The sequence below is a fragment of the Noviherbaspirillum sp. FW303-A3 genome (assembly GCF_058788695.1).
This window is the reverse complement of sequence record NZ_JBYTAZ010000001.1, coordinates 2965167-2977694: the sequence shown is the minus strand read 5'-3', so window position 1 is coordinate 2977694 and position 12528 is coordinate 2965167. Positions and strand designations below refer to the sequence as shown.

The 12528-nt window shown below is 62.6% G+C and carries 7 protein-coding genes and 1 pseudogene; 4 read left to right on the top strand and 4 right to left on the bottom strand.

Annotated elements, in window-relative coordinates:
• A pseudogene (locus AC3WOY_RS14420) lies at positions 1-78 on the bottom strand (hypothetical protein); the annotation flags it as partial.
• A gap of 437 nt (positions 79-515) precedes the next feature.
• On the opposite strand from AC3WOY_RS14420, the gene AC3WOY_RS14415 reads away from it, so the two are divergent.
• Genes AC3WOY_RS14415 through prsR form a run of 3 tightly spaced genes read left to right on the top strand, consistent with a single transcriptional unit; the run spans position 516 to position 5385 of the window.
• Entirely contained in the window at positions 516-1919 is a 1404-nt protein-coding gene (locus AC3WOY_RS14415) for a TIGR03013 family XrtA/PEP-CTERM system glycosyltransferase (RefSeq protein ID WP_492424906.1), read from the top strand.
• 16 nt (positions 1920-1935) lie between these two features.
• A complete protein-coding gene (gene prsK, locus AC3WOY_RS14410; protein ID WP_492424904.1) occupies positions 1936-4017 on the top strand; it encodes an XrtA/PEP-CTERM system histidine kinase PrsK in 2082 nt (693 codons plus the stop codon).
• A gap of 15 nt (positions 4018-4032) precedes the next feature.
• Positions 4033-5385, top strand: a complete 1353-nt coding sequence (gene prsR / locus AC3WOY_RS14405; RefSeq protein ID WP_492424902.1) for a PEP-CTERM-box response regulator transcription factor — start codon at positions 4033-4035, stop codon at positions 5383-5385.
• Here prsR and AC3WOY_RS14400 read toward each other — a convergent pair.
• Positions 5378-6181 carry a YdcF family protein gene (locus AC3WOY_RS14400; protein ID WP_492424900.1) on the bottom strand — a complete coding sequence of 268 codons (804 nt, stop codon included), beginning with the start codon at positions 6179-6181 and terminating at the stop codon, positions 5378-5380. The genes prsR and AC3WOY_RS14400 overlap by 8 nt on opposite strands.
• 202 nt (positions 6182-6383) lie before the next feature.
• On the opposite strand from AC3WOY_RS14400, the gene AC3WOY_RS14395 reads away from it, so the two are divergent.
• Complete coding sequence (locus AC3WOY_RS14395; RefSeq protein WP_492424898.1) at positions 6384-6641, top strand: hypothetical protein; 258 nt, start codon at positions 6384-6386, stop codon at positions 6639-6641.
• A 41-nt stretch (positions 6642-6682) separates the two neighbouring features.
• Here the strand turns inward: AC3WOY_RS14395 and AC3WOY_RS14390 are convergent, their stop codons facing one another.
• Both AC3WOY_RS14390 and AC3WOY_RS14385 read right to left on the bottom strand, forming a co-directional pair.
• A complete protein-coding gene (locus tag AC3WOY_RS14390) occupies positions 6683-8608 on the bottom strand; it encodes a CHASE2 domain-containing protein (RefSeq protein WP_492424896.1) in 1926 nt (641 codons plus the stop codon).
• Positions 8609-8612: 4 nt separating this feature from the next.
• Positions 8613-12407 carry a tetratricopeptide repeat protein gene (locus tag AC3WOY_RS14385; protein WP_492424894.1) on the bottom strand — a complete coding sequence of 1265 codons (3795 nt, stop codon included), beginning with the start codon at positions 12405-12407 and terminating at the stop codon, positions 8613-8615.
• Between the last annotated feature and the right edge of the window lie 121 nt (positions 12408-12528).

The following is a 12528-nucleotide window of genomic DNA, read 5'->3' as shown; positions in this document are numbered from 1 at the left end:
TGCCGCTCGGCAATACAAAGCGATTGCGTGAGGCAAATCACGTACAACCCCCTCTCCGTGCTGATAACGATTCCCCATCGCAATGAGTTCGTCTGCGCTGTCTTGCGTACTGTTCACGACGGAAGTTTGCGCGTGCGCATCCGTGACGCCGAATGCTAGCGCAAGCATGAACAGCGCAATCGATGCAGGATACGGACTCATCGGTGTTATCTGTAGGAAAGCAGATCTGTCTCTTTTATGAAACGCGATTTTTTTTATGCGTGGAAGTGAAAGTCAGCGCGATATCCCATATATGTGGGACGGGTTGTCACACTTCTCTACTTTGCTTCCTGAAATCACTTTCATAAACTCAATACGAACATTAATCATATTGTGCAACTGTGTACAAAAATCAATAAGATGCTGAACTAAAAGTCGTTATATTTTGTTACATTTATGTCTCCTGTCAAAATTGCACGGTGGTACCGTCGCATCCCCGCTCAAAAGTAAATGCAAAAAATTCGGGAGAGCACCAGATGTTAAGGATTTCCAACCACTTCGTCTCCGCGGCAGCAGTCACTCTGCTTCTCGTCGAATTGCTTGTACTCATCGGCTCTGCCTATCTCGGGGTATCGCTCCGCTTTCTCGATCTCGATCTTGAAGAGGCCTTCAAGCGTGACAGCATGTTGACGTCGGCGATTGCATTCGCAGGTGTCATGGTGTGCAGCATGAGCGCATTCGGCATGTACCAGATCGTTTTCCGTGAGAGCTTCCGCGTGACCTTCCTGCGCCTGATGCCGGCTTGCGTGCTCGGTTTCGTGTTGATGACGCTGGTGTTCTATGTGCTGCCGGACCTTTACATGGGCCGCGGCATCCTCGGTTTCATGTTCGTCGTCGCCGTGCCTGCCATCCTCATCACGCGCATGGCATTCTTCAAGTCGGCGCAGACCAGTCTCCTTGAATCGCGCCTTCTGTTTCTGGGCGCCGGCGCGCTCGCGCAGGAGTGCACCGTCCTGGCACAGGACGGCCGCCTCAATCACAAGTACAAGATTGTCGGCTATGTTCCGACGAAGGATCAGGAGTGCTGCGTGCCCACGTCCGCGCTGCTACCCATGAACTTCGGCGATCCGCTGTATGACCTGGCAAAGAAACTGAACGCGAATGAAATCATCGTGGCTGTCCAGAACCGGCGCGGTGGCGCGCTGCCTATCCGCGACCTGCTTACGTGCAAGCTCAACGGCATCAAGGTGACGGATTCCGCTGCATTCTTTGAACGCGAGGCGTGCCAGATTCGTGTCGATTCGCTGCAGCCGAGCTGGCTGGTCTTCGGCAACGGCTTCGACCAGGGCTTCTTCCGTACGCTCGGCAAGAAAACCTTCGACATGGGGGTCAGCATTGCGGTCCTGATTGTCGCCATGCCTCTCCTCCTCGTGACGGCGCTGCTGATCTACCTTGAAGACCGCGGACCGATCTTCTATCGCCAGGAGCGCGTGGGCAAGGACGGCAAGCATTTCATGGTCCTCAAGTTCCGCAGCATGGGCGTCGATGCGGAACGTGGAGGCACACCACAGTGGGCTGCCAAGTCGGACCCGCGCACGACTCGCATAGGCCGCGTCATCCGCCTGCTGCGCATCGACGAGTTTCCACAAATCCTGAATGTGCTGAAGGGTGAAATGAGCTTCGTCGGCCCGCGCCCGGAGCGGCCCTACTTCGTGAAGCAGCTATGCGAGGAAATCCCCTACTACAACGTGCGTCACAGCATCAAGCCCGGCATCACGGGCATGGCGCAGGTCCGCTACCACTACGGCGCGTCGGTGGCCGATGCGGTGCAGAAGCTGCAGTACGACCTGTACTACGTCAAGAACAACAGCTTGTTCCTCGATCTCCTGATCCTGATCGATACGCTGCAGGTAGTCATTCTCGGCAAGGGTAGCCGATGATTTTTGGACGGCTTTGATGTGGTCCCTGATTGCAGGTGTCAGCTACTCGGTAGCCACGGCTGCCTACCTGCTCCTGTTCGCCCTGCTGCTCGTTAAATGGCGCGGGAGCAGGCATGGAGCATTGCTGGTCCTCGCCTGCGGGGTCACCGTGGTGTGGTCCGCCTCCATCGTCCTGGTCACGATGCGCGACATGCCGATCTCGATGCAGATCGGCCTTCTCGAAATCCTTCGCAATGCCAGCTGGAGCGCCTTCCTGCTCGGCGTCCTCAGTCCGTCCTACCGTACGCACATCATTGCGGGCTATCGCGTCAGCAAGCAGGTGCTGCTTTTCACCGGCATCTATGTCCTGCTGTTGATCGCCTATCTCCTCGCCTACGTGGCCGACGGCATTGTCAGCGAGATCGCCGGCACACTCAGCGGCAGCATCGGCTTCATCATGATGGCGGTGATGGGCATGCTGCTGATCGAGCAGCTGTTCAGGAGCACATCCGAGAAATCGCGCTGGGCCATCAAGTTCGCCTGTCTTGGCATCGGCGGCCTGTTCGCCTATGACTTCTATCTCTATGTCGATGCGCTGCTGTTCCGCCAGGTCAATGCCGAGATCTGGGCGGCGCGCGGCGGCGCCATTGCCTTCGCGGTGCCGCTGATCGCGGTGTCCGCGGCCCGCAATCCCGATTGGTCGGTCGGTATCTCCGTGTCGCGCCGCATCCTGTTCCATTCGGTGACGCTGATCGGGTCGGCGCTCTACCTGCTGGCTGTCGCGGCGGCCGGCTATTACCTGCGGTTCTTCGGCGGAGAATGGGGAACGGTGTTGCAGGTGACCTTCCTGTTCGGCGCGTTCTTCCTGCTCATCGCAGTGTTGTTTTCCGGCACGTTCCGGTCCTGGCTGAAGGTATTCATCAGCAAGCATTTCTACAACTATGGCTACGACTACCGTGAGGAGTGGTTGAAGTTCACGCGCATGCTGTCCGTGGAAGGACCGCAATTGGGCGAGCGGGCGATCGAGGCGATTGCACAGCTGGTGGAGAGTCCCAAGGGTGTGCTGTACATGCGCAACGAATCCGATGAATGTGTCGTCGCCGCCGAATGGAACACTTCCTTTCCCGATGCGCCGGAACCGGCGGACGGATCACTGTGCACTTTCCTTCGGACGCGGCAATGGATCATCGATATCCAGGAATACGATACGCAGCCCGAGAAATATGAAGGGCTGGTCCTGCCGGGCTGGCTGCGCAAGTTCCCGCAGGCCTGGCTGATCGTTCCCTTGCTGCAGAATACGACGCTGCTCGGATTTGTCGTACTGTCGCGGCCGAGGAGCAAGATCACGCTGAACTGGGAAGTGCTGGACTTGCTCAAGATCGTCGGTATCCAGACTGCGGGCTATCTCGCGAAGCAGCAATCCGCGGACGCGCTGGCCGTGGCGCGCCAGTTCGAAACCTTCAACCGCATGTCGACCTTCGTCGTGCATGACCTGAAGAACCTGGTGGCCCAGCTCGCGCTACTGGTGGCCAATGCGGAGAGACACAAGGGCAGCGCGGAATTCCAGCGCGACATGCTGGAAACCATCGAACATGCCGTGCAAAAAATGCGGGGGCTCCTGCAAAAGTTCAACCGGGAATCGACGACGGAAAAATCCGGTCCGGTGACCCTCGAACGGATCCTGCATCAGGCCATCGCATCGAAAAGCGCGGCCGAACCGAAACCGCAGCTCGATGTGCAGCGCGCGGGGTTGTCTGTTTCCGCCAACGCGGCACGACTTGAACGTGTCATCGGACATCTGATACAAAATGCCATTGAAGCCACTGCGCGCGATGGACAGGTTACCGTTCGCCTGACCGAACAGGAAGGCAATGCCGTGATCGAGGTCATCGATACCGGCAGCGGGATGAGCGAGCAGTTCATCCGTGCAAGGCTTTTCAGGCCTTTCGAGTCGACCAAGGCTGCAGGCATGGGGATCGGCGTATTCGAAACCAGGGAGTACGTCCACCAGATCGGCGGGCAACTGGACGTTGACAGTGAGCCGTCGAAGGGCACAACCTTCCGGGTAAGGTTGCCGCTGTTCGTCGACGAACAGGATTGCATGTCGAACGCCGCGTAGAAGCAAAGGAGCACCGTGAGCCAGGATAAGAAGAAATTGCTGATTGTCGAAGACGATGCCGGGCTGCAGAAGCAGTTGCGCTGGAGCTTGGACGCCTATGAAGTGCTGACGGCAAGCGATCGCGAGAGCGCGCTGGCGCATTTGCGCCGCCATGAGCCCGCGGTGATTACCATGGACCTCGGCCTGCCGCCCGATCCGGATGGCGCCAGCGAAGGCCTGGCGCTGCTGCAGCAGATTCTCTCGCTGGCGCCGGAGACCAAGGTCATCGTCCTGACCGGCAACCAGGACCACGCCCATGCGGTGCAGGCGATTGCCATGGGTGCCTACGATTTCCACCAGAAGCCGGTCGATCCGTCGGTCCTCAACCTGATCGTCGAACGCGCCTTCTACCTGCATGGACTGCAGCAGGAAAACCGCTGGCTGCAGATGAACCGCGTGGAATCTCCGCTGGGCGGGATCATCACGCGCGATCCCGGCATGCTGAAGGTCTGCCGCAACGTGGAAAAAGTTGCGCCGACCTCCGCTACGGTGATGTTGCTGGGCAACAGCGGTACCGGCAAGGAAGTGCTGGCGCGTGCGCTGCATCAGCTCAGCTCCCGCAGCAGCAAGCGTTTCATGGCGATCAATTGCGCGGCGATTCCGGAGAACCTGCTCGAAAGCGAGTTGTTCGGATATGAAAAAGGCGCCTTTACCGGCGCGGCCAAACAGACGCTGGGCAAGATCGAGCTGGCTTCCGGCGGCACATTCTTCCTGGATGAAGTCGGCGACCTTCCAATGGCCTTGCAGGCCAAGCTGTTGCGCTTCCTCCAGGAACGCGTGGTCGAGCGTATCGGCGGACGGGCGGAAATTCCCGTCGACGTGCGGGTCGTCTGCGCGACGCACCAGAACCTGAAGGAAATGGTGAGCGCGGGACGGTTCCGCGAAGATTTGTACTACCGCCTGAGCGAAATCGTGATCATGATCCCGTCGCTGCGCGAACGGATCGGCGATGCGGCGCTGCTGGCACACCATTTCAAGAACAAGTTCTGCTCTCAGGAAGGGCGGTCCTCGCTGAATTTCAGCGAGGATGCGCTGTCCCGCATCGAGAACTACGCATGGCCGGGCAATGTGCGTGAAATGGAGAACTGCATCAAGCGCGCCGTCATCATGGCCGACGGTCCGCAGATCACCGCGGAAGACCTGGGGCTGGCCGCATCATCCGAACCGGACGAACCGCTGAACCTGCGCCAGGTGCGCGACGAGGCTGGACACAAGGCCCTGATCAAGGCACTCGCCCGGGTCGACGGCAATGCCGTCAAGGCTGCCGAATTGCTGGGGATCAGCCGGCCGACCCTCTATGACCTGATGAACAAGTACGGCATCAAGTAGGCGGCGCCCCGCCGCTGGCTTGAGGCGTGCCGGCGGAATTGCGGGCCGCGTACCAGGCCAGCCCGATCCATTCGTACAAGGCGTAGTACGACCGGCGCAGGTTCTCCGCGCTGGGCAGCAGCATCATCAAGGACATCGTCCCGCCGCCGAAGAATACCGTCGGCGCGGCAACCACCTCCATGCCATGGCGCTCGAATTCCATGACGGAGCGCGGCATGTGCATCGCGTCCGTCACGAGGAGGATGCGGCGGATGTTCTCCTTTGCCAGGATGCGTGCGGAAAATGCGGCGTTTTGCGCGGTGTTTGCCGACGCCGTTTCCATCCAGCGCACCGGGACCGCGAACTCTTCCCGCAATGCGCGCTCCATTGCCAGCGCCTTGGGCTTGTAGCGCCCGTCTGCCGTTCCATTGCCTCCCGACACCAGTATCGGCAATCCCGTTTCCCGGTGCAGCCGCGCGGCATAGCGCAGCCGCGCCAGTGCAATGTAGTCGGGCTGTTCGTTCCCGCCGTATTCCGGGGCGTCTTCGATACGACCGGCACCGAGCACGACGATCGCCTGTGCACCGGCATCCTTCGCGCCGTCGAGCGGACGCGTGAGGTTTTCCAGCGGCGTCACCAGCGCGGCCGAGCCGAATCCCGAGCACAGCAGGTAAAACACTGCGACCGTACCGCCGGCAAGCACCCGCGCGAACCACGGCCGGCGTTTCCACAGAACCAGCCCAAGCGCCATCAGGATAAACAGGCTGGCGGGGGGCAGGATCAGTTCACGTAACAAAGCCTGAAAATAGGTTGGCATTCAGTCATCTTTTGTTGTCGGATAGTCACGGATTGACTCAGGAATGGCTGGGCCATCTTGAGCAGGATCAACAAATTTTCAATAAAATGCATTGCTGTATAGCAATATTTGCATTTCCTTGATGCACGTTAGTTGGGAACTTTGTCACCCTACATACAATCGAACCATTGCCTAATACGTATTTCTCATGGGAGGGTGTTATATGGATATTAACGCCGCTTATATCAACGCGGAACCACAGGTGGTCAGTGGGCGGATCGGCATTGTCATGGGCCTGTTCGTCTTTGCCTGCACCTATATCGCGCTGCTGCTCCAGTTTGGCTGGATTGCCGGCATCGCGATTGGCTGGTTGCCTTCCGCGCTGGCCGGATGGGTGACTGCACTCGGATGCGATATGGCGATGTCGCACCTGATGCGCGGTTCACTTGTGCCGCAATCGGCGTCGTCCACCAAGGGCTGAGTTCTTCCGACCGGCTGTGTCCCGACGGATACAGCCGCGTATTACTTTGCATCCAGGGTAAAAGCCCCGTCCCAATCCTTCTCCGGCGGGTGCGTCCGCCCGGCCTTGATGCGTTCGAGGTACAGGGACGCCAGCGAATCCGTCGGATTCGCCTCCAGCATCTTCCTCCACAAGCGTTCAGATTCATCCCAGGCGCGCGTCCGCCAGGCGGCAATCGCGGCATCGTTCCCGGCCGGCGCCGTTTCCAGGGTGTAGACTTCGACCGCTTCGCTTTTGCCTTTCAGCCTGACCCGGTCCAGGTGCCGTAGCGGCAAACGTCCGCGCAAGGCATCTGCCGTTGCGCCGCTGATCAGGATGCCCGTGCCATAGACCTTGTTCGCGCCTTCCAGGCGGGCCGCGAGGTTGACGCTGTCGCCGATGGCGGTGTAATCGAACCGTTCGGTCGAGCCCATGTTGCCGACCACGGCCATGCCGGTATGCACGCCGATGCGCATGGACAGTTCGGCCATGCCCTTCTTGCGCAGCGCGTCGTTGACCGCCTGCATCGCCTGCTGCATCTTCAGCGCCGCCTCGCAGGCATGCAGGGCATGGTCGGGGTCGTCGAGCGGCGCGTTCCAGAACGCCATCACGGCATCGCCGATGAACTTGTCGAGCGTGCCGTTCTGCCCGATCACGATGGCGCCCATTTCGGTCAGGTAGAAATTCATGATCTCGGCCACCTCTTCCGGCTCCAGCTTTTCGGAAATCGAGGTGAAACCGGCGAGGTCGGAGAACAGCAGCGTGACCTCGCGCCGCTCGCCGCCCAGGCGCAGGCGCTCGGGCTGGGCCAGCATCTGCTCGATGACCGCCGGCGAAACGTAATGGCCGAAGGCTCGCCGCACTTCCGCACGCTTGCGCCGCTCTTCGAGAAAGGCGCCCGCGCCGCTGCCCAGCCAGGTGGCGAAGATGCCGGCCAGCGGCGCAAACAGGGGCCACCAGAGGTTGGAAAAGGCAAACAACGCCCACGAGGCGCCCGCCGTGCTCCCTGCCAGCAGCACGAGCAGCAGGCCGGCGCGCATCGGGCTCCAGCGGCGGAAGGCGGCGAGGGAGGCCAGCGCGAGCAGGGCCAGCAATGCCAGCTTGGTTTCCGGGCCGAGTTCTGCCACCACGCGCTTGTGCATGGCGGCGTCGATCACGTTGGCGTTGATTTCCACGCCGGGCATGAGGCGCCGGTTTTGCCAGGCATAGGGCGTGCAATACATATCGATGCCGAGCTGGGAAGCGTTGTCGAGGAACATGCCGACCAGCACGATGCGGTCCTTGAAAAAGCCGCGCGGCAGGAATTCCTTCGGGTTCAGCGCCTGGTAATAGGATGTGTAGGAAAAGCTTTTCGCCGGACCGGCGTAGCGGATCATCGGCCGCTGCGGCAGCTGCGCGGGGTCGACGCGGATGCCGGCGGTGTCCAGCACGGCGCGGCCGAAGGCGTTGTCAAACGAGGGGAAGCGCCGGATGCAGGCGCCCGACAGCGGCACCTTGGCGACGCCGGTGGCAGCGCCGGCGTCCAGCAGCGAACGCAGCGGCAGGATCTCGCGCTGCTGGTCGATGTAGCCGTCGCTGCGCTGCTCCCACTCCGCCGCCAGTACCACATTGCCGGCGCGGCGGATGGCTTCGGCGAGCGCGGTGTCGGCCTGGGGCGTGGATGGTTCGAGGAAAAGGACATCCAGGGCAATGACTTTGGCGCCCTCTTCCTTCAGGCGGTCTATCAGTGCCGCGTGCATGCTGCGCGGCCAGGGCCACTGGCGCTGGAATTCGGCAAAGCTGGGCTCGTCGATGCCGACGATGGTGATCGGACTGCCTGCCGTGCCGGGCGAGGACAGGATGGTCAGCCAGTCGAAATTGTTTTCCTCGATGCGCTCCCACCACGGCGTGAGCGCCAGCACGCCAAGCACCATCCATGCGAAGAGTCCGATCCCTAGGCGGAGGAACACGGCATCAGCTCCGGTATTCGAATGCCAGCAGCACGGTGCGGCCGCTGCCTGCATGATCGCGCGCCACCCGAACCTTGCGGTCGAACAGGTTGTTGACGGTGAAGGTCAGCGACCAGTGCTTCGGCGCCGGCGTCCAGTTGAGCGTGGCATTGGTCAGCCAGTAGCCGGGCAGTTGCACCGTGTTGGCGAGGTCGGCCTGGGCTGCGCCGGTATAGACCTGCGACAGGTTCATGCGCACGTGCGAAGGATGGACCCAGGCGGCATTCAGCGCAAAGGTCCTGCCGGGCAGCAGGGGCAGCTTCTTCCCCTCGTTGGCCGCGTCGCGGTTGCGCGAACGCGTCTGGCGCAGCGCGGCCGACAATCCCCAACGTTCGCCGATCCACAGGTTGACGCCGGCGGCAGCGCGGTAGATATCGGCGCGGGCGGCCGACAGGTCGTCGAACAGGTCCGGCGACGACATCGCGAAGCCATCGATCTCCTGCCGGTCCAGCCGCAGGAAGGTGAAGGTGCGCTCGTTCCACTCGCTGTCCCACTGCAGTTGCGTGGCCGCGCTGGTGCCGCTGACATAGGCGTCCGGGACGCTGAGGCCGACGGTGGCCATCGGCGCCAGCGGACCGGTGAGCGGCAGGCGCGACTGCTTCTGGTACGCCAGGCGCAGCCATTGGCGGTCCATCGGCGTCCAGGCAAGGCCGGCCTGCGGATGCAGGCGGTTGGCGCTGCGAATGCCGTTGTCGGCGTGCTCCACCTTGAGGCCGGATTCCAGCAGCAGGTTCTTGTTCGCCTGCCAGCGCAGGTTGCCGTAGGCGAGGCCACCGCCGATCGTCGTGGAGGTGCTCTCCGCCTGCTGTGTGGATGCCCCGAAGGGGAAGAATACCGCGGTGGTCACCGGGTCGAGAGGCGTGCCTTCATGGGTCGGCGGAACGAGCGCCGTGTCCTGGAAGAGGAGCATCGCTTCGGCCTGCGTCTGTGCCCTGGACGTCACCGTGCTGGCGCGCTGGCGCGCCCACGCCCATTCCGCGCCGACTGCGGCTTGCGCTTCGCCCACGTCGAACATGCGCTTGACCTGCAACTGTTTCACGGTGGACAGCGTGTGACGCCGCATGATCGGGTTGGCATCGACCGTGGCAGGGAGCGTGTCGGACAGCGGCGCCACTCCGGGCAGCTCCACGCCCACCGTATAGAGCGGCAGGCTCGGGTCGAAGGTCGCGTCGTACAGGCCCTGGCGGTAAAACGCACGCGCCTGTTCAAGACCGAACTCGCTGACGAGGGACAGATCCAGTGGCGAGAGGTTGGCACCGGCTGCATCGGGATTGGCGTAACGGCTGCGGTCGCGCGCGGCATAGGCCATGAGCAGCAGTTCGTCCCGGAAACCCAGCCGCTTGTGCAGGCCCAGGTGGCCGTTGAAATTGGTGCTGGCGGTCCGATCATCCGGATCCGGCAGGGAGATCCCGCCGGGCATGCCGGCCTTGCTGCGCGTCGCATTCAGGCGCAGCGCGACGCCCGTGTCCGGATCGACGATGCCGCCGAGCCCCACGTTCAGGCTTTCCTCCTTCACGTCGCCGTTGACACGCGCGCCGGGATCGTAGGAACGCGAGCCCGTCAACAGGTAGGAAAGGGATTGCAGCGGACCGACGTCGCGCAGGAAGCCCATGGACGTCAGCGACTGGTTGTTGGCGACGTTCCCGCGCTGCGCGGTGAGACCGGCGCCGACGATGAAGTCATGGCGCGGACGGCGCGGGCCGAATTCGGCGTAGCGCGGCGCATAGCTGAATGCGGTCGGATCGAGCAGCAAGCCTTGCAGCAGGCTGCCCAGGCGCGCGTTCTCCGATTCGTATTCGGCCTGCACCGAGAAATGGCTGTTGGCCCAGTACGGGTTGTAGGCGCGCTGCGACAGGGTGTCGGCCCAGTGGTTCAGGCCGAGGTTGTTGTAGGCGGCGGACAGGCCGGAATTGCCCGTCTGGCTGTTCTGGATGCCGTTGACCGTCACTTCCCCGTGGCGGAGATAGGTGTCGAACGCCTTGCGGGCATAGCGAATGGCATCGCCCGCCTGGCTCTGGTCCTGCGCTGTCAGGCTCTTGAGCAGGTAGGGAACGGGATCATTGATGTCGTAGCGGATTGCGGTATCGACCGTCTTGTCGGCGGCATCGAAGCGTTCGTCGCGCAGGTAGGCGATGACCAGCAGGGTCTGCGCTTCGGACAGGCCGGGATTGAGCAGCACGGCGCGCAGCAGCCACTCCAGCGCCTCGTCATTCCTGCCGCGCCCGAGCGCGATCATGCCCATGCCTTCATAGCCGGTGGCGAGCGCGGGATGCAGGTCGATCACGCGGCGCAGCAGCGGCTCGGCTTCGTCGAAACGTTCCTGCGTGATGTACAGCAGCGCGAGGTTGGCATGGAATTCCGGCCCGGACGGCTGGATCGCCATCGCACGGCGGAAGGCGCGCTCCGCCTTGTGGTGGTCACCGAGGTCCATCGCGGCCAAGCCGAGGTCGTTCCACAACTGCGGTTCGTTGGGTGCGATCTCCAGCGCCTTTTCGGCGCGGTCGCTGGCGCGCTGCAGGTCGGGCCGCATGCTGAGGTGGTACAGCGCATCGAGGTGCATCACTGTTGCATGCAGCGGATCGATCTTTTCCGCGGCATCGAGGCTGCTGCGCGCTTTGTCCGTGTCGCCGAGCAGCATGTGCAGGTAGGCGAGCAGGATGTGGAAGCGCGCGTCCTGCGGAAAACGCTGCAGGCCGGCTTCGGCCACGGGGATCGCGTCTTCCTGCCTGCCGTGGAAAGACAGGCGCCAGGTGCGCGCCAGCGCGACGTCGGGGAAATCGCCGAACTCCTGTTCGATCCGGTCGAGTGCCGCGCTGGCTGCCGCGAACTCGCGCTGGCGAACCAGCACACCGTACTCGGCCATCTGTTTCGCCAGCCGTTCGCGCCGCCCTTGCGGTTCGGCCTGGCGCAGGAAGGCGGCGGCTTCGTCGGGGCGCTCGTCGTACAGCGCCAGCAGCGCATCGAACAGCGCCGTGCGCGCAGGCGGCTCTCCGGCGGCGCGCGCCTCGTCCAGCAGTCGGCGCAGCTCGTCGATCTCCATCAGGTCATAGGCGCGCGCAACGCGCTGCAGCGGCGTTTCCGCACCGGCCTTGCGATTGCGCAGCGCGGTCGCGCTTTCTCCGGTCAGCGAGACGATGTCCAGCCAGCTGGCCGACACCTGCCACTGCGCCTGGTCCTTGGGCTGGATGATGTATCGCTTGAGCGGCGGTTTGCCCTTCTCCGCGAAGGCGGTTTCGCCGCGCTCGACCAGCACTTCGCCGAATTCGTTGAAGAAACGCACCTGGCCGGAGAGCACGGTCAGCGTAGCCGCGCCATGCTCGTCGGCAGTGAGCGACCAGTCGGTACCGCGCACGGAGACGGTGGCGGACGGCGTTTCGATGCTCAGGCCTGCGGGAACGGTTTTCGCCCGCATCCATACGCCGCCGCGCTCGAGGCCGAGGCGGGTTTCGCCGTCACTGCGGCGGCCGATGTTGCGAACCTGGAGGCTGGTGTTGGAATGGACGCGGATCTGGGTCTCGTCGCGGAACAGGATGCCCATCGCGCCGTAGGGGCCGGTGCGCAGGTTGTCGCCCTCGGCCAGCCATTGCTTGACTTCGAGACGGCGCCAGCCCGGCTGCTCGACGGGATTGAGCTGTTCGTCGCCCTTGTTGGTGACGACCTGCCCCACAGTGTCGAGCCTGCGTGTAAGAACGTCGGCCTGCGCCGACAGCGCGACGGAGCAGGCAAGCGCCGCCGCACAGCCGATTCTGGACAATGTCATCTCCCTGCGGGTCCGTCTTGGCGCGGGCCCTGCGTGTAACGCGCTACATGAATACACCATCCAACCAGCCATTGACCTGTGCCGAGTTAAATGGCGTTGCGCCGCCAGGATGCAACGATGA